Origin of the sequence: Pedobacter aquatilis, assembly GCF_030409415.1 — a bacterium.
Lineage (GTDB): Bacteria > Bacteroidota > Bacteroidia > Sphingobacteriales > Sphingobacteriaceae > Pedobacter > Pedobacter aquatilis.
In genome coordinates this window covers 82,610-99,735 of record NZ_JAUFPW010000031.1, presented here as the reverse complement: position 1 = coordinate 99,735, position 17,126 = coordinate 82,610, and the positions used below count along the sequence as shown (strand labels likewise).

Sequence of the window (17,126 nt, the reverse complement as noted above, 5' to 3'; positions counted from 1 at the left end):
TCTTCTATTTTTTGTCTTTATTGTTTACATGGCTTGCTAATTTATAGCCTTCTGGGTTTGGATTTTTATCCTCCAAAAAAATTAAAATAACCAGTGAAATTATTGGAATAAGGAAAGAAATAAAAAACCAAAACCAAAAATCTCTTCCGGTTCTTTTAGCTAGAAAACCTGCCAATAATTGTGGTGATAGCAAAAGGCCGAGCACAACGGCCCCAACTAAAATCTCAGGCATTTATTTAGTGCCTAATTAATTTTTTCTGGTTTAGCTAATAGAAGGCCGTTAATATCGCCTTCAACTTCTTCTTCGCCTTTTTTCTTTTTCTTATTTGATTTTCCACTTAAGCGCTCTTCAATAATTTTATCATATTGTTTTTGTTGGTCGGCCTTTAAAACATTACGAATGTTTTTCGTGGTTTCGTTTTGAAGCTTATAGTATCTATCTGCATCTTCCTCTCTGGATGTTCCCGCTTGCTGACGTTTTATCAAATCTGCTTGTTCTTTTGCCTGTGCATAAGTTAAGCTGTGAATGATACTTTTTTGGGTGTCGTTCAATTTTAGCTTTTTATCTAAATCCTCCACATTTTTCTTCGCAATTTCTGTTGGAGTAGGCATTTTATTTTGTTGTGCATTAGCTAACGTGCTGATGCCTATAACCATTAAAAATAAAAATATAATCTTTTTCATGTTTGCTAAAATATATGCAAAGTTATCAATTAATAAGAAAGCCTGCAAATTTGTGTTTGCAGGCTTTCGTAAATTATATCAAGAATGATGGATTAGATTGCTTTTTTGTAAAGTTCTGCAACGGCATCCCAGTTAACCGCATTCCAAATGGCCGCTAAATAATCAGGGCGCTTGTTTTGATATTTTAAGTAATAAGCGTGCTCCCATACATCGATACCAAAAATTGGCGTGCCTTTTACTTCAGCAACATCCATTAATGGATTATCTTGATTTGGAGTAGATGAAACCTGAAGTTTTTTATCAGCACCAACTGATAACCAAGCCCAACCAGAACCGAAACGGGTTGCACCAGCTTCTTGCATTTTAGTTTTTAATTCAGCAAATGAACCAAAAGCATCAGTAATTGCTTTCGCTAATTCGCCAGTTGGCTCACCACCTTTATTTGGGCCTAAAACGTTCCAAAATAATGAGTGATTGTAATGACCACCACCGTTATTTCTAACTGCAGCAGGATATTTTGAAATGTTTTTGATAATATCTTCGATGCTAGAATTCGCTTCTGGTTTACCTTCCAAAGCTTTGTTTAAATTGGTAACGTAAGCTTGGTGGTGTTTATCATGGTGGATTTCCATGGTAGTTTTATCAATATGCGGTTCTAGTGCATCGGTTGCGTAATGTAACGCAGGTAATTCAAAAGCCATAATATTATATGTTTAAGTTTAAAAATGTTTCTTGAAGCAAATATAACATTCGAACATTAAGTTTTGTTCATGTTATTATCATCAAATGCTATTGTTTGAACGTTAAATGGTTTTAAAGTTGTTAATCTTATTGTATTTCAATAAACGAGTTTACCTTTTCTTTTTGAAAAAATCGATCATCAGTTGGCCGCATTCTTCGGCTAAAATGCCACCCTTCAATTTGGTTTTAGGATGTAAGAGATTTACTGCTTTTGATAAAAAACCCCTTTTTTCTTCGCGAGCACCATACACTATTCGACTAATTTGCGTCCAATAGCTTGCGCCGGCACACATTACGCAAGGCTCTATTGTAACATATAATGTGCAATCAGTTAAGTATTTGCCTCCGATGGTTTGTGATGCTGATGTAAAAGCCTGCATTTCTGCATGTGCGGTAACATCGTTAAACCGTTCTGTTAAATTATAACCTCTTCCAATAACTCTATTCTTACTTACTACAATTGCGCCAATTGGAATTTCATTTTCTGCCAAAGCTTTTTGAGCCTCAACTAATGCAAGTTTCATGTAATGTATATCTTCTTCTTCTGGATTATTATCCTCAAAATTATAGAAACTCATGTTCTGTATTGAATAATGATAAAGGAGCAAAGAAAAAGGAGCAATGACCTAATTGCGCTATTTTATATTTTATCTTTAATCCTTGCTATTTCGTCTTTGCTCTAAATTAAATTAATTTACTTCCGTTCGGAACGGTTTGTTGTGTTGTGCTTAAAACAATTTCTCCTTGTTCATTTGCAAAACCAGTAACCAAAAACTCAGACATAAATTTACCAATTTGTTTTTTAGGGAAGTTTATAACCCCAATTATTTGCTTGCCCGGCAAATCTTCTTTATTGTAAAGTTTAGTGATTTGAGCGCTACTCATTTTAACACCAAAGGGGCCAAAATCAACCGTAAGTTTATAAGCTGGTTTTTTAGCCTCAGGGAAATCGAAAACCTCGATTATAGTTCCTGCTCTTAATTCTACTTTTTCGAAATCGTTCCAGCTAATCTCTTCCATTGTGTTTTTTAAATTATAATGAAATCAAATGTAATAAAAAAGGCCTTTTTTAAGGCCTGCAATAAATTTGAATATACTTATTGAGCACAAGGCCCATCAGGAATTTCTTTGCTAATTTTAATCACTTTGGTAACCACCAGGGTAGAATCAAAATCTGCCGCAACTGATGCTGTATCAGATTTAGTGAAATAACCCTCAAGTTCTACATAAACTGGTTCGTAAGGTTTTTCGAAGTTAAGGTTGCTGTAAGAAAGTTCGAGGTTTTTAACACTATCTAAAACCCAGTACTCTCGGTTATCTTCACATAATGTAAATGATTTCATTTCAGGTCCAAAGCTGTACAAACCCTTAACATTCTTAATATTGCTTTCCTCTGGTTTTTCAGCTCGGTTACAAGCGGTAATGGCCACACCTAAAAGCATAACAAATACAATTGCTTGTTTAAATAACTTCATTTTTATATTGTTTGATTAATTTGATCTATCTTCTTAACGCTTAAATTAGATGACAAAGCAGATGCCAAAAATGAGAAAATCCCAACAGTTACAAAAACTAAAATAAAATCTTTCCACTTAAGGCCTATAGGATAAGAACTTAAAAGTGTATCGCTTCCTTCACCCATCTTTATTAAACCAAAATTATGTTGTAAAAGGTAAAAAATTACCCCAATTAAAAGTCCCAAAACGCAACCAGACATTGTAATCATCATTCCCTCAAAAAGAAAAATTCTTTTTATTAACTTTTTACTTGCGCCAAGGCTACTCAATATTGCAATATCTTTAACCTTATCAATTACCAACATGGTTAGAGAGCCGATAATATTAAATATAGCAATAATAAGTATGAATGTTAAAATAATGTAAACCGCCCATTTTTCGGTATTTAAAATGTGGTAAACTGAGCGGTTTTGTTCTGCTTGGTTACGAACTTCAAAGGCACCTGAAGTTTTATCAACAATATCATTTTTAAATTTTTCTACGTCGACACCAGGTTTTAGATTAATCTCAATTGATGAAACATTTTGCTCCTCACCCAACAGTTCACGGGCAAAATTTAAAGGCACAATTATTCCGTTGTCAAATTCTTGCTGTACTTCGAAAACGCCGCTAACACGTATGCTTTTAGTGGTAAAATCTTCTGTTGGATTAATGCTATTCACTTTTATATCCTTTTTAGGAGAAAAAATTTCTAACTCCGTAAATGGATCTACCGTGTTTACAGCAAGGTAACTTTGCAATGCCGAACCGATAACAGAACTATATCCGCTTCTGTTGCTCAACACAAACCGACCTTCTTTAATGGTGCTGTCTAGTTTATTGTTTTTAAGGAAATCTGCTCCAACACCTTTAACCATGCCAACAGCCTGCTTATTATTATATTTTAGCAATGCGTTTTCTTGCAAAACTTCAGTAAAGGAGTAAATATTTTTATCTTTTTTAAGCTGATTAAAATATTCGGTATCAGGATTAAATGTTTTGCCTTTTGATGGTGTAATTGCAATTTCTGGAGTAAGCGTATTAAACATGTTTAAAATGGTAACTTCTAAACCATTAAAAACAGAAAGTATGATGATTAAAGCAGCGCTCCCAACCATAACGCCAACCATAGATATGCCTGAAATCAAATTGATTGCATTGGTAGACTTTTTGGCAAATAAATATCTTTTGGCGATATATAAGGGCGTATTCACGGATTATAATTTTTATTTAAAGTGAAATTGTTTGTTAAAGAAAGACACTTAGAAAAATGGATTGTTTTGTTTTTCAAAACCAATTGTAGTTGAAGGGCCGTGGCCGGGGTAAACTTTGCATTCATCTGGCAATGTGAATATTTTTGTTTTAATATTATTAATTAACTGCTGATGATTGCCACCTGGTAAATCTGTTCTGCCAATACTTTGGTAAAATAAAACATCGCCACCAATTAAAAAGCCATCAGCTTTGCTGTAAAAGCATAAATGTGCCGGAGAGTGGCCGGGTGCAAAAATTAAATCCAAGCTGCTGTTGCCAAAAGTTACTGTGCCACTTTCGCCTAAAAATGTTTCAGGTTCTGGAGATAGCTCATAATTTGAAAAACCCATCTGTGGCGCATAACTGGGAACGGCTTGTAAAACCTGTAATTCGCCTTTATTAAATTGAGGTTTTAATCCCCAATTATCAAAAACAAACTTGTTGCCGAATACATGGTCTAGGTGGCAATGTGTGTTCAATAACAAAACAGGTTTCAAATCATTTTCCTTAATAAAAGCAACCAATTCGTTTTGCTCAAAGCCCTCATACATTCCAGAGTCGATAATTACACATTCATTCGTTTCATCGAATAAAACGTATGTATTTTCTCCGTAAGCGTTAAACGTAAAAATTTTTATTTTAATCATGATTTATCTTTCTAGTTTTTCCATTTAAAGGTTGAAATCATTTTATCAATATCCTTTTTGATAAACTTAACAACCGGCTCAATGGAGTCGTATTGCGGCCGCTCGTTAAAATAAAGCGCACCTCTAAAATAGTGTTTAGCACTATCGGTTAAAAAAAATTGTACTGAAGAAGCGGTGTTACCCTCAATTGCGTAATAAATTCCGTAAACTTTTCTTTCAGGATAGTGTATAAGTTTTTGGTCGATTGCGCTTGCTTTTATGGTGTGCTTAAAAGCAAGTTTTCTAGCATCTTCAACCATTTCATCGTATATGGTTTTATTTGCAATGTCGTAATAAGTTAAATGCAAGTAGCCATTAAATTGATTGAAATGTAAATTGTACCAAAATTTCTTCCCTTTCTTATCATCATTTTCCATTTTGGCATAAACAGGGTATTCAAAACTGAAAGGTGCATTACTACCAAAAAGCTGATATTTTTTTTCTGGATAAACAATACGAAAATAACCACGTGGTTTAGGGCTGTAATCGTTGTTCTGACAGCCAGCAATAAATAAAAACAGAACAAAAGGTAAAAGTATTAGGTTTCTGATTTTCATATTCGGCTTTTAAATTTTATCAAACGCTATTAACCTAGGTTATTCCAAATATACCAAGCTTGTTCGGCTTGTTTATACAACATTTCCAATCCATTTTTTATTGCTGCTCCTTGCTGAGCTGCTTTGGTTAAAAAAGTTGTTTCTAATGGATTATATACTAAATCGTAAGCTAAATGCTGAGGGGTTAATAAACTGTAATCAATTTCCGGACAACCTTCTAAATTTGGAGACATACCCAAAGGCGTTGTGTTAATTAATAGCGCATGCGATTTTAACAATTCAGGCGTAATTTCATTATATAAAATTGCACCTGACACAGGCTTTCTTACAACAGTTTTATAACTGATGTTGAGTTTTTCGAGCACATATTTAACCGCCTTTGCTGCACCACCATCACCAAAAACTAAAGCATTTGTATGATGAAACTTTAGCAGTGGTTTTAATGATTCTTCGAAACCAAATGCATCTGTGTTGTATCCTTTTAAGTGTTTTTGGCCACTTATATTTTTTACTGAAATGCAATTTACAGCACCAATTTTATCTGCGGCTTCATCAATTTCGTTTAATAATGGCAATACCGAAACTTTATGAGGTATGGTTACATTTAAACCGCAAATGCTTTTATCCTCATTTAATAACGTTGTGATTAAGGAAACATTTTCTATCGGAAATAGCTCGTATTGATGATTTTCAATATGCTCATTCAAAAATTTTTCTGTAAAATATTTTTTCGAAAAGGAGTGTGAAAGTGGGTAACCGATTAAGCCGTAGGTTTTCATTTTTAATTAAGTTTGCGCAACAATTTAACGTACAGAGTTGCGTGTAGCTAACAAAATAATGGCTTTAGCCAGGTTAAGCTAAAGCCATTTATCGTTAAAAACCATTCGAATAAAATGGTTTATATTTTATTTATTCAGGTTAAGGAAATGATCAAAAGTATCACCTCGTAATCCTAATCTGATGGTTTCTAATGGAATAACCTCTGCTGGTGCAATGTTTCCAAGATTTACATTTGTGCCGATTAGTTTAATAAACCAAACCTGCTGCTCTTTTTGAGGAGCTTCCCAAATAATGGTTTCTTCTGGTATTTGCGTTAAAATTTCATCAACTAACCCTTCTCTTACTTCCCCACTACCGCGATAAATACCTACATTTCCACCTTCGCGAGCCTCGGCGATTACTTTCCAGGAACCCGCCTCAATTTCTGCTTTCATTAACTTTATCCACTTATATGGCGCAAATATTTTGGCAGCATCTTTACTACCAACTTCAGAAATTACGGTAACCTGTTTTGCAAGTTCGCTAATGTAACCGCATTTTAAGTCATGTTCAATTTCGATAGAACCATCAGAAACTTCTGCATATTCCATTCCGTATTGGTCTAAAACACGTTGATAATCTGCAAACTGATTTCTAATGATAAAAGCTTCGAATAGTGTACCCCCGAAATAAGTAGGAATACCTGCACTTTTATATAATGCTAATTTTTCTTTAAGCTTCGGAGTAACATGAGAGGTTGCCCAGCCTAATTTTACGATATCTGTATGTACGCCCGCTACATCTAGAAAATCTTCTACCTGGCGTAGGCTAAGTCCCTTATCCATAACCATTGTTATGCCTTTTTGGCGTGGTTTTTCCGGACGTTCGGGAACGTTTAATAATGGGTAATTCATATGTGTACAAAAGTGGAAAAAAAATTGAGAATTATATGTCAAAATTTTCTCACACTCTTTTTACCTGATGTAACGGTTAATAACATTTATAATTGCACTATTATCTTGCAGTTGTGGTAAATACTCAAACAAAATATAATGCTTTTCTGGGTCGGTGCTTAAAGCCGTTTCTAAATAACCCAAAGCATCGGCATAATGGCCAAGGGCAAATAAATATGCAACCATCCTGTAATATAACTCTGCTGCTTCCGGGTTGTTCTTAATGGCTTCTGCCATTGTTTCCGAAGCTTCTAAAAGTTTTCCTTGCTCGTATAAAACTGTACTAAAATCTAACCAGGCTTCAATATCCAATGGATTGTACTCTAAAACCTTCTCGTAGGCTTCTATCGATTCATCAATTTGATTTAGTTTATAGTAAGCATCAGCCATTGCAAACCAGAAATCAGAATTTTCTGCCTCTAAGTCAATCGCTTTCTTGTAAAAATGTAGCGATTCAAAATAGCGTTCTTCGTGATTTAGTGTAACGCCAATCCCAAACCAGGCATCTGCCATTTTTGGGTCCATTTTTACCGATTTTTTATAGTAAGAACGGGCTTCATCCATTTTTTCAAGCTTTTCGTAGCATTCGCCAATTGCACAATAAGTATCTGCATTTGGTTGCTCATACTCAAAAGTTTGCTTGTAAACATCAATCGCTTCATCATATTTATCAAGCTGAACTAATGCATTACCCTTGTTAAAATAAGCAGAGCTGAAATCTTCTTTGATTAAAATCGCATAATCATAAGCATCAATTGCCTTTTCAAATAGATTTAACTTATGAAAACTGTTGCCTAAATTATACCATGCAGCATAAGAATATGGATCAGTATCAATATATTGTTGATAAAACTTTATGCTTTCTTCCTGTTTATCTAAAACATCATAACAAAAAGCAAGTTCATACAAGCCATCCTGATTTTCCATGTTTTGCTCCAAACTAAGCTTGATGTAAACAATTGCATTTTCATAATCAGACATGCTTTGATAAACATAAGCCATCTGCAAAAGTATTTCATCAGTGCTTTCGGCTAAGCCCAAAGCTTTTTCGTAGTTCTCCAAAGCCTCTGTATATCTTTCGGTATTTTGATAGATATTTCCGCGAAGCAAATAAATATCCGGTTCTGAAGATTCTAAAAGTTCTGCTTTTTGCAAAGCTTCAAAAGCATTGTTGTAATTGTTAGTAAGGATGTATAAATGTGCTTGTTTAATTAAAAAAACAGTTGCGTAAGGATGCTGGCTAATAGCATAATCCACTACTTGCAATGCCTTAACCGGATCGTTTTTCTCGATATAAAAATCTACAATGTATTCAAATGCGCCTGCATCAAAGAAATACTGATCCTTGTTCCGGATCATTTCTTCGTAACGTTCAACCGAACGTTGTGCATCTTCGTTGGATTCAAAAAAGAATTCTTCTTCCATATATTAAACAATTAAAGAATCGTGCCAATAAGCAGATAAACACATTATAAGTTTACAATATTTACCTATTAACAATAAAAATAATTATCAACATTGTTAAGATTAACACTCGTAAATCATTGAAAATAAATGATATTGATTGTTTTGATGTGTGTGTATTATCAATAACTTTTTTCTGCATCGCAGTTCCTTTTCCCTTCTTTCACAAAAATAGTATAAATTTATTTAATTAACGGTAATGTATAAGTCATGAAAAAAGGAGCCTTTTTAGCAATAATGTGTATGTTTTTTGCTAACATTTCGTTTGCACAAAGTGATGAAGAAACCGCAATTAAGCAGCGTGTTAACAATCTATTTACTGGAATGAAGACCTGCGATAGCACTTTAGCTTCATCAGCTTTTGCTAAAGGGAGCATATTGCAAACCATTGTTAATAAAGAGGGTAAAACCATTGTTAAAACAGAATCAGTTTCTGCGTTTTTAAAAATGATTGCAACGCCCAGAAATCAAAAATATGATGAACGAATTGTGTTCTCAAAAATTTTAATCGATGGCCCTTTGGCTTCTGTTTGGACGGATTATAAATTCTATATTGGTGAAAACCATCAAGAGCAATCCATTAATAAAAACAAAAAAAATGCTATTGATAGCTCCATTACAGATAAAAGACAAACAGAAATCCAATGGAAATTCAGCCATTGCGGCGTAAACTCTTTTCAATTGGTTAAAGGAGATAATGGTTGGCAAATTGCTTATCTTATTGATACCAGAAGAAAAGAAAACTGTAAACCTTAGATTTTGAAATAATAATTAACAACAAATATATGAGCGCAAATATTCAATCCATTCTAAATAAACTTGGAATAGAAAATACAAACCCTGCATTTAGTACTGGTAGCAATTGGGGTGGAGTAAATAACAATGAAAGCATCGAAAGTTTCTCTCCTGTTGATGGTGCAAAAATAGCTGCTGTTAAAATTGCTACAGAAAATGATTATGAGGTAATTATTAATAAAGCACAAGAAGCGTTTGTATTTTGGAGAACAGTTCCATCGCCAAGAAGAGGTGAAATTGTTCGCCAGTTTGGCGATGCTTTGCGTCAAAATAAAGAGGCTTTAGGAACCTTGGTATCTTACGAAATGGGTAAAAGCTTACAAGAAGGCTTGGGTGAAGTGCAGGAAATGATAGATATCTGCGATTTCGCTGTTGGCTTATCGCGTCAGCTTTATGGATTAACCATGCACAGCGAACGCCCAAACCACAGAATGTACGAGCAATGGCATCCGCTTGGAATTGTTGGTATTATCTCAGCCTTTAATTTTCCGGTTGCCGTTTGGAGCTGGAATGCGGCGCTTGCATGGGTTTGCGGTAATGTTTGTGTTTGGAAACCATCAGAAAAGACCCCGCTTACGGGAATTGCATGTCAAAAAATTATCGCTGAAATTTTAAGAGCGAATGATATTCCAGAAGGTGTATCGAGTTTAATTATTGGCGATAAGGTTATTGGCGAATTAATGACCAAAGACGGACGTGTGCCATTAATTTCTGCAACTGGTTCTACCAGAATGGGAAAAGAAGTTGGTGCAGCCGTTGGTGCTCGATTAGGCAAAAGTTTATTAGAACTTGGTGGCAACAATGCCATTATTATTTCTGAACATGCTGATTTAGATATGAGCTTAATTGGTGCCGTTTTTGGTGCTGTAGGTACTGCCGGACAAAGATGTACATCAACAAGAAGATTAATTATTCACGAAAGTGTTTATGATGCTTTCACTGCAAAACTTGTAAAAGCTTATGGCCAGCTAAGAATTGGCGATCCGTTGGATCAAAACAACCATGTTGGTCCGCTGATAGATAAAGAAGCCGTAAATGCCTACCTTTCTTCAATAGAAAAATGTAAAGCTGAAGGTGGAGATTTCGTTGTGGAAGGCGGTGTTTTAGAAGGAGATAAATATGCTAGTGGTTGTTATGTAAAACCTTGTATTGCAGAAGTTAAAAATGATTACAAAATTGTTCAGCATGAAACTTTTGCGCCCATTTTATATTTGATTAAATACAGATCGCTTGATGAAGCCATCGCTTTACAAAATGGTGTTCCGCAGGGTTTATCTTCAGCAATAATGACGCTTAATTTGAGAGAAGCCGAACAGTTTCTTTCTTATCAAGGTTCTGATTGTGGAATTGCGAATGTAAACATAGGTACTTCTGGTGCTGAAATTGGTGGTGCTTTCGGCGGAGAAAAAGAAACTGGCGGAGGTAGAGAAAGTGGCTCTGATGCATGGAGAGCATATATGCGTAGGCAAACCAATACCATAAATTATTCGAACACACTTCCATTAGCGCAGGGAATTAAATTTGATTTGTAAGAATAAAAACTCCTTTAAAAAAAACATCGGCAGGAATCGCTCCTGCCGATGTATCATTAACTAAAACTAAACTATGTATGTAGATTATTAGAAAAGTTTTTCTAATAAGTCGATTTTTAAGTCTTCGTAACGGTTTAGGTTACTAGCATAAAACGCTTTTGGCGCTATACTGATATTTGTATTTGTTGATGCAAATTCGTTCATTTTTAATTTCGCTTCGTTACCTAAAACTGCGGTGTGCATTTCTGTAGTGCCTTCTAAGTTCAGGCTTGTTCCATCGTTAACTGTTGTGTATAAATTCACCGTATTTGCATTAATAGATGCCGATGCTTTATCTTTAAGCGTAACTTCTAAATTCAATAAATTAAATTTTCCTGAGGTTGCAACACTCGAGGTGTTCGATGCTTCAACTGAGCTAATGTTGTTAACATGAGCGATTACAGTTAATGGTTCTTTAGAAAACGAACTGATTCTAAGTTCTGCACCTTGTTGTTGTACCATTGCATTGTTTGCATAGTATTTATCAAAAACTTCAATGCTTTCTTTGCTATCCTGAATCAAGATTAATTTTACATTTCCGCTTACATAAATTTTATTTATGTTTTTAACCTGGCTTATTGTAGTATAACTTCCGTTGATTTCTGCAGCATTTGCTACCACTGTTGCACTACTTAGAGTAACCATTACTAAAGCTGTTGCGAATAAGTTTTTAATAGAATTTTTCATGACCTGAATATTTTAAGTTTTATAAATCTGTTTTTAATCTCCTAACTTTCTGGAGGTTTTGAATATAAGACGTCAACATTTCAGAAACGTTTCAAGGAATACAGAAGTAATATACCATTGCATGTAATTTATAGACGAACAGGCATTATATCTATACTAAAAAATTATCAGCCGCACTACTTATTAGACTAAATCGATTAAGCTAAAGTAATTTATCTATAACATTATTGTTAAATAGTGTTAATGCGTATTTAAAACTAAAATATTAGTTCTATATTAGTCAGGAAAACCAAATCTCATCTATGAAAAGAATGCTACTCGTTGTATGCTTTATGGTTCTGATATTTTGTACTGCAAAAGCTCAAAACCTGCATACTATTAAGGGCCGTGTTATTGATACGGCCTCAACTTCAATACTGGGCGGAACCTCAGTTTCAATTCTAAATGCCAAAGACTCTACTATGGTAAAATTTACCAGAGCTGTAGATAATGGCTCCTTCGAACTTCCAAACATCAGAAATGGAAAATACATCCTTTTAGTATCTTATCCTAAATATGCTGATTTTGTCGATCACTTTATACTCGATTCTACAAAAAAAGATATTGATTACGGAAGAATTAACCTGACAGGCAAAGCACAACTCTTGGCTGATGTAATTATTAAAGGAAACCGATCGGCTATTAAAATTAAGGGAGATACAACTGAATTTGATCCACAGGCTTATAATATTGAGCCAAATTCTAAAGTTGAAGATTTAATTAAACAATTTCCTGGAATAGAAGTGGATAAAGACGGAAAAATTACTGCTCAAGGCCAAAAAAATGTTAAGGTTTTAGTAGATGGTGAGGAGTTCTTTGGAGATGACCCAACTTTGGTAACCAAAAACATCCGTGCAGATATGGTTGATAAGGTGCAGCTATATGATAAAAAAAGTGACCAGGCAACTTTTACCGGCGTTGATGATGGTGAAAAAACCAAAACGCTAAACATTAAGCTTAAAGAAAATGCAAAGAATGGTTATTTCGGAAAAGCTATAGCTGGTGTTGGTACCGATGATTTTTATCAGGGTCAATTAATGTTTAATAAGTTTGCTGGTAAAAAGAAGTTCTCAGCTTACGGAATATTGGGCAACAATGGCAGGGTTGGTTTAGGTTGGGAAGATAGCCAGAAACTTGGAACTCAAAGTGCTGGTACCGTTAGCGATGATGGAGGAATATACTTTACCGGTAGTGGCGACGAATTTGAAGGTTGGGGCGGACAGTACAATGGGCAAGGTATACCAGTTGCACGTACAGGAGGTTTGCACTTTGATAACAAATGGAACAGCGATAAAGAAACTTTAAATACAAACTACAAAATTGGTTCTTTAAGGGTTTTTGGCGATAGAAATACAATTAGTCAGAATAACTTATCTACAGGTATAATTAACAACACATCTACACAAAATTATGATAATGATGTTTTCAGACAGAAGCTTGATGCGATGTATGAAATTAAGTTGGATACAACCTTAACCTTAAAAATTAATGTTGATGGTACACTGAAAAATAGCGATACTTTTCAGGATTATTCTACTTTAAGTACTAGAGGCGATAATAGTTTGTTAAATACAAGTTCGAGGGTTTTAACTAATGATGCAAAAGACCAGATATTTAATGTCAACGCATTCCTGACTAAGAGATTAAAAAAGAAAGGCAGGACACTTTCACTTAATTTAAGTCAATCGGTTACAGATAATAAAACTGATGGCTATTTAAATTCTGCTAATAATTTCTACAACTTAAATGGTGCGTTAGATAGCATTACAAATGTTAATCAGTACAAGGTTAATAGCATTAAAAACAATGTATTCAAATCAAACTTAGCTTACACCGAACCACTTTCAAAAACATTAACGGTTGTGTTAAATTACGGCCTGACTTTATCTAATGGTCGCTCTGATAGGAAATCCTTTAATCAATCGCTTCCTGGGAGATACGATGTTTTGGATACAGAATTTAGTAATGATTATCAGTTAGATCAGATTATCAATCAAGGTGGGGCCATTTTTAATTATAAAAAAGGCAAGAGTGTTCTAAACATTGGCTCTAAATTTAGCGGTGTAAACTTTAAACAAGAAGATTTATATAATAAAGTGCGTTACGATAGGAAATTTGTGAATTATATGCCACAGGCGATGTATCAGTATAATTTTTCACAGCAAGAGAACTTTCGTATAAATTATAATGGTAATACACAACAGCCTAACTTAGAGCAAATCCAACCAATTAGAGTAAATACAGACCCTCTAAATATTACCTTAGGAAATCCTGATTTAAGGCCATCTTTTAGAAGTAACTTAAATGCTAGTTACAATTCTTATAAGGTTTTGAGCAGTCAATCGATTTACATTAGTGGTTATTATAGTTTCACTAACAATCCGATTGTGAGTAATGTAATTACAGATGCAGCTGGTAAAAGTACTTTTCAGGCAGTAAATATTTCCGATAAAATGCCATCTAATTTTAGTGTTTACTCAAGTATCGGCAGAAAAATCTTTGGAACAAATATGGGCGTTGGGTTTAATATGAACGGCAATACATCTTACAATTTTATTAATAGTGTATTGAACCAAACTCAAAATATGACCTATTCACCTCAAATTAATCTTAACAGATACAAAGACGGTAAATATAATTTTTATGCTTATTTCGGTCCTCAGTATACTACGACTGTGGCTTCAGTTCAGCAAGCATTTAACAGTAATGGATGGGGTGCTCAAGGTTATTTCTCAGGTTCTGTTCAATTGCCTGGTAAGTTTGAAATTACATCAGATGGTGAATATACTTACCGTGGCAAAACGCAGGCCTTTAACGAATCGTTTAAGCAGTTTTTATGGAATGCAACTATTACTAAAAAGTTTTTCAAAGCACAGAATTTGAGAACATCAATTCAGGGATTCGATTTATTGAATCAGAACCAAGGATTTAGCCGTTCAGCATCAAATGGTAATATAACACAAAGCAGTTACAGGACCATCAGAAGATATTTTATGTTTACCGTAAGCTGGGATTTTACTAAAATGGGTGGTGGCGCAGCTACTCCAGCTCCTCAAAACTAATAGCCATGAAAACAATATTAAAACTCACAATAATTTTAGCGGTAATTTTTATCAGTAATAATTGTATCGCACAAAATGTTCATTTCGTTAAAAACGGTGTTATCGAGTACGAGAAACGCTCAAATATGTATGCGCTTATAAAAAAGCGTATAAACTCAAGAAATGAGAGCTACATGAACCAGTCTTTTGATAATTATAAGAAGAATTTTCCTCAATTTAAATCGGCAAAAAGCACATTAAAATTTGATAGTGATAAAAGCTTATATAAGTTTAATGATGAAGCTGCACCAGCTTCTAATAATTGGTTAAATAATAATCCGATTGCTGATTTAAAGAATATAATTGGTACTGATTTTAAAACTGAAACCAACACGATTCAAAAAAGTGTTTACGAAGCAACGTACCTTGTAAAGGATACTATTCGTAAAATAAATTGGAAAATTACGGATGAAACACGCGAAATTGCAGGATACGAATGTCGAAGAGCAAATGCAATTATAATGGATTCAGTGTATGTTGTAGCGTATTATGCCAATCAAATTGCTGTTTCTGGTGGCCCTGAATCATTCGCAGGTTTGCCGGGTATGATTTTAGGTTTAGCATTACCCCACGAAAATATAACCTGGTTTGCAACAAAAGTTACAGAAGTAACCGTTCCTGAAAAAGAATTATTACCACCAACTAAAGGTAAGCCTGTAGATAATGCAGGCTTGAAAAAGGTTTTAATGGCGGCTATGAAAGATTGGGGAGAATGGGCACAGCCTGATTTGAAAGCCTTTTCGCTGTAAGGGTTGTAAAATAATGCTAAATTAGCATGGTTTTATAAGCCATAAATGTACAGCCCACTTTTTAGCCACATAAATAGATTTATAGATTTGAATTATGGCGAACAGGAAAACCTGAGCCCATTATTCAAATCTATTGCCATTAAAAAGAAAGCTTTCTTATTAGCAGAAGGGCAAATTTGCAAAGCAAATTATTTTGTTGTAAAAGGTTGCTTGCGCTTATATTTTATCGATATAAAAGGAGCAGAGCAAACCACACAGTTTGCAATTGAAAATTGGTGGATTACAGATTTGACGAGTTTTTTGTTTCAGAAACCTTCAGAGTTTTATATTCAGGCGGCAGAAAATACAGAGGTAATTGCGATTGAGCATCATAACTACGATTTGTTATTTAATCAATTGCCAAAAATCGAAAGATACTTCAGGCTTATTTTACAAAAAAATCATCAGGCATCGCAAATGCGTATTAAGTTTTTGTACAGCCAAACCGCCGAAGAAAGATACCATCATTTTAACAGGCTATTTCCAGACTTTGTTCAGCGTGTACCACAATATATGCTCGCTTCGTATTTGGGCTTTACACCAGAATTTCTAAGTAAAATAAGGGCGAAGAAATAATTAATACCTGCTTAAAAAATCCTGGTAAGCTAAAGCAATTCCCTCACGAAGTTCAATTTTATGTTTCCAGCCTAATGCATGTAACTTATTTACATCCATTAATTTACGAGGTGTTCCATCAGGTTTACTTGCATCAAAAACCAATTCGCCATCGTATTGCAACACATCTTTAATCAGCAATGCTAAATCTTTTATGGTCAAATCATGTCCAACTCCAATGTTGATAAGGTTTGGTTCATTGTAATTTTCCATTAAGAAGTAACAAGCATCGGCCAAGTCATCGGCAAATAAAAACTCACGCATTGGCGAACCAGAACCCCAAACTGTTATTTGCTTTTCGTTATTAATTTTAGCTTCATGCACTTTACGAATTAACGCAGGTAAAACATGCGAATTTTGAGGGTGGTAATTATCGTTATAGCCATATAGGTTTGTAGGCATAACCGAAACAAAATTACACCCATATTGGTCGCGGTAGGCATCACACATTTTTATTCCGGCAATTTTGGCTATTGCATAAGGCTCATTGGTTTCTTCTAAAGTGCCCATTAATAGATATTCCTCTTTTAAAGGCTGCGGTGCCATTTTTGGATAAATACAGCTTGAACCTAAAAACATTAATTTTTTAACTTGATTTAGGTAAGCACTGTGTATAACATTATTTTGAATGGCTAAATTTTCGAACAGGAAATCAGCCCGGTAGGTATTATTGGCAACAATGCCACCAACTTTAGCAGCAGCTAAAAATACATATTCAGGCTTTTCAGCCGCGAAAAAGTCTAAAACCGCTTGCTGATTTCGAAGATCTAATTCCTCTGAAGTTCTGGAAAGCAAGTTTGTGTAACCTTCTTTTTCTAATTTGCGGTAAATTGCCGAGCCCACCATTCCACGGTGTCCTGCTATGTAAATTTTAGCTGATTTTTTCAATGTCGAAATTTAAAAATACTCGCAAAAGTACAATAGATTGTGCAAATA

The 17,126-nt window shown here is 34.5% G+C and carries 19 protein-coding genes; 5 read left to right on the top strand and 14 right to left on the bottom strand.

Translation table 11 applies throughout. The annotated features are described in order from the left end of the window. Positions 1–4 precede the first annotated feature (4 nt). From QWY86_RS13815 to QWY86_RS13760, 12 genes are all read right to left on the bottom strand, one after another. Entirely contained in the window at positions 5–232 is a 228-nt protein-coding gene (locus QWY86_RS13815) for a hypothetical protein (protein ID WP_290242923.1), read from the bottom strand. Between the two features lie 11 nt (positions 233–243). Continuing rightward, positions 244–684 carry a hypothetical protein gene (locus QWY86_RS13810; protein ID WP_290242922.1) on the bottom strand — a complete coding sequence of 147 codons (441 nt, stop codon included), beginning with the start codon at positions 682–684 and terminating at the stop codon, positions 244–246. 92 nt (positions 685–776) lie between these two features. Next, positions 777–1,385 (bottom strand): superoxide dismutase, encoded by a 609-nt coding sequence (locus QWY86_RS13805; RefSeq protein WP_290242921.1) that lies wholly within the window; start codon positions 1,383–1,385, stop codon positions 777–779. 150 nt (positions 1,386–1,535) lie between these two features. Beyond that, a complete protein-coding gene (locus tag QWY86_RS13800; protein WP_290242920.1) occupies positions 1,536–2,003 on the bottom strand; it encodes a nucleoside deaminase in 468 nt (155 codons plus the stop codon). A 106-nt stretch (positions 2,004–2,109) separates the two neighbouring features. After that, positions 2,110–2,445: a tRNA-binding protein gene (locus QWY86_RS13795; RefSeq protein WP_290242919.1), complete on the bottom strand. Its 336-nt coding sequence runs from the start codon at positions 2,443–2,445 to the stop codon at positions 2,110–2,112. Positions 2,446–2,522: 77 nt separating this feature from the next. Beyond that, positions 2,523–2,900, bottom strand: coding sequence for a hypothetical protein (locus tag QWY86_RS13790; RefSeq protein WP_290242918.1), 378 nt, complete (start codon positions 2,898–2,900; stop codon positions 2,523–2,525). Positions 2,901–2,902: 2 nt separating this feature from the next. Then, positions 2,903–4,135: an ABC transporter permease gene (locus tag QWY86_RS13785; protein WP_290242917.1), complete on the bottom strand. Its 1,233-nt coding sequence runs from the start codon at positions 4,133–4,135 to the stop codon at positions 2,903–2,905. Between the two features lie 48 nt (positions 4,136–4,183). Continuing rightward, complete coding sequence (locus QWY86_RS13780; RefSeq protein ID WP_290242916.1) at positions 4,184–4,822, bottom strand: MBL fold metallo-hydrolase; 639 nt, start codon at positions 4,820–4,822, stop codon at positions 4,184–4,186. 11 nt (positions 4,823–4,833) lie between these two features. Then, entirely contained in the window at positions 4,834–5,418 is a 585-nt protein-coding gene (gldD, locus tag QWY86_RS13775) for a gliding motility lipoprotein GldD (RefSeq protein ID WP_290242915.1), read from the bottom strand. A gap of 29 nt (positions 5,419–5,447) precedes the next feature. Continuing rightward, positions 5,448–6,197: a shikimate dehydrogenase family protein gene (locus QWY86_RS13770; RefSeq protein WP_290242914.1), complete on the bottom strand. Its 750-nt coding sequence runs from the start codon at positions 6,195–6,197 to the stop codon at positions 5,448–5,450. 126 nt (positions 6,198–6,323) lie between these two features. Further along, the gene (locus QWY86_RS13765) at positions 6,324–7,091 is read right to left on the bottom strand and encodes a phosphosulfolactate synthase (RefSeq protein WP_290242913.1); all 768 of its coding nucleotides are present in this window, start codon (positions 7,089–7,091) and stop codon (positions 6,324–6,326) included. A gap of 60 nt (positions 7,092–7,151) precedes the next feature. Continuing rightward, complete coding sequence (locus tag QWY86_RS13760; RefSeq protein WP_290242912.1) at positions 7,152–8,555, bottom strand: tetratricopeptide repeat protein; 1,404 nt, start codon at positions 8,553–8,555, stop codon at positions 7,152–7,154. Positions 8,556–8,804: 249 nt separating this feature from the next. Here QWY86_RS13760 and QWY86_RS13755 point away from each other — a divergent pair, with 249 nt between their 5' ends. Both QWY86_RS13755 and amaB read left to right on the top strand, forming a co-directional pair. Then, on the top strand, positions 8,805–9,350 hold the full coding sequence (locus QWY86_RS13755) for a hypothetical protein (protein ID WP_290242911.1): 546 nt from the start codon (positions 8,805–8,807) through the stop codon (positions 9,348–9,350). A gap of 29 nt (positions 9,351–9,379) precedes the next feature. Beyond that, entirely contained in the window at positions 9,380–10,921 is a 1,542-nt protein-coding gene (gene amaB, locus QWY86_RS13750; protein ID WP_290242910.1) for an L-piperidine-6-carboxylate dehydrogenase, read from the top strand. Between the two features lie 87 nt (positions 10,922–11,008). Here the strand turns inward: amaB and QWY86_RS13745 are convergent, their stop codons facing one another. Next, positions 11,009–11,647: a GIN domain-containing protein gene (locus tag QWY86_RS13745; protein WP_290242909.1), complete on the bottom strand. Its 639-nt coding sequence runs from the start codon at positions 11,645–11,647 to the stop codon at positions 11,009–11,011. 302 nt (positions 11,648–11,949) lie between these two features. Between QWY86_RS13745 and QWY86_RS13740 the strand changes: the two genes are divergently transcribed. The 3 genes from QWY86_RS13740 to QWY86_RS13730 are packed head-to-tail and all read left to right on the top strand — an operon-like array spanning position 11,950 to position 16,151. Beyond that, the gene (locus tag QWY86_RS13740; protein ID WP_290242908.1) at positions 11,950–14,748 is read left to right on the top strand and encodes an outer membrane beta-barrel family protein; all 2,799 of its coding nucleotides are present in this window, start codon (positions 11,950–11,952) and stop codon (positions 14,746–14,748) included. Positions 14,749–14,753: 5 nt separating this feature from the next. Beyond that, a complete protein-coding gene (locus QWY86_RS13735) occupies positions 14,754–15,536 on the top strand; it encodes a GLPGLI family protein (RefSeq protein ID WP_290242907.1) in 783 nt (260 codons plus the stop codon). A gap of 45 nt (positions 15,537–15,581) precedes the next feature. Next, positions 15,582–16,151 (top strand): Crp/Fnr family transcriptional regulator, encoded by a 570-nt coding sequence (locus tag QWY86_RS13730; RefSeq protein WP_290242906.1) that lies wholly within the window; start codon positions 15,582–15,584, stop codon positions 16,149–16,151. Here the strand turns inward: QWY86_RS13730 and fcl are convergent, their stop codons facing one another. Beyond that, the gene (fcl, locus tag QWY86_RS13725) at positions 16,152–17,078 is read right to left on the bottom strand and encodes a GDP-L-fucose synthase (protein ID WP_290242905.1); all 927 of its coding nucleotides are present in this window, start codon (positions 17,076–17,078) and stop codon (positions 16,152–16,154) included. Between the last annotated feature and the right edge of the window lie 48 nt (positions 17,079–17,126).

Excerpts from the sequence above, each read along its gene's own strand:
- QWY86_RS13790 (WP_290242918.1), bottom strand. The coding sequence starts at position 2,900 with ATGAAGTTATTTAAACAAGCAATTGTATTTGTTATGCTTTTAGGTGTG.
- QWY86_RS13810 (WP_290242922.1), bottom strand. The coding sequence starts at position 684 with ATGAAAAAGATTATATTTTTATTTTTAATGGTTATAGGCATCAGCACG.
- QWY86_RS13745 (WP_290242909.1), bottom strand. The coding sequence starts at position 11,647 with ATGAAAAATTCTATTAAAAACTTATTCGCAACAGCTTTAGTAATGGTT.
- QWY86_RS13800 (WP_290242920.1), bottom strand. The coding sequence starts at position 2,003 with ATGAGTTTCTATAATTTTGAGGATAATAATCCAGAAGAAGAAGATATA.
- QWY86_RS13770 (WP_290242914.1), bottom strand. The coding sequence starts at position 6,197 with ATGAAAACCTACGGCTTAATCGGTTACCCACTTTCACACTCCTTTTCG.
- QWY86_RS13740 (WP_290242908.1), top strand. The coding sequence starts at position 11,950 with ATGAAAAGAATGCTACTCGTTGTATGCTTTATGGTTCTGATATTTTGT.
- QWY86_RS13805 (WP_290242921.1), bottom strand. The coding sequence starts at position 1,385 with ATGGCTTTTGAATTACCTGCGTTACATTACGCAACCGATGCACTAGAA.
- amaB (WP_290242910.1), top strand. The coding sequence starts at position 9,380 with ATGAGCGCAAATATTCAATCCATTCTAAATAAACTTGGAATAGAAAAT.
- QWY86_RS13735 (WP_290242907.1), top strand. The coding sequence starts at position 14,754 with ATGAAAACAATATTAAAACTCACAATAATTTTAGCGGTAATTTTTATC.
- QWY86_RS13760 (WP_290242912.1), bottom strand. The coding sequence starts at position 8,555 with ATGGAAGAAGAATTCTTTTTTGAATCCAACGAAGATGCACAACGTTCG.
- QWY86_RS13780 (WP_290242916.1), bottom strand. The coding sequence starts at position 4,822 with ATGATTAAAATAAAAATTTTTACGTTTAACGCTTACGGAGAAAATACA.
- gldD (WP_290242915.1), bottom strand. The coding sequence starts at position 5,418 with ATGAAAATCAGAAACCTAATACTTTTACCTTTTGTTCTGTTTTTATTT.
- QWY86_RS13815 (WP_290242923.1), bottom strand. The coding sequence starts at position 232 with ATGCCTGAGATTTTAGTTGGGGCCGTTGTGCTCGGCCTTTTGCTATCA.
- QWY86_RS13730 (WP_290242906.1), top strand. The coding sequence starts at position 15,582 with ATGTACAGCCCACTTTTTAGCCACATAAATAGATTTATAGATTTGAAT.
- QWY86_RS13795 (WP_290242919.1), bottom strand. The coding sequence starts at position 2,445 with ATGGAAGAGATTAGCTGGAACGATTTCGAAAAAGTAGAATTAAGAGCA.
- QWY86_RS13755 (WP_290242911.1), top strand. The coding sequence starts at position 8,805 with ATGAAAAAAGGAGCCTTTTTAGCAATAATGTGTATGTTTTTTGCTAAC.
- QWY86_RS13765 (WP_290242913.1), bottom strand. The coding sequence starts at position 7,091 with ATGAATTACCCATTATTAAACGTTCCCGAACGTCCGGAAAAACCACGC.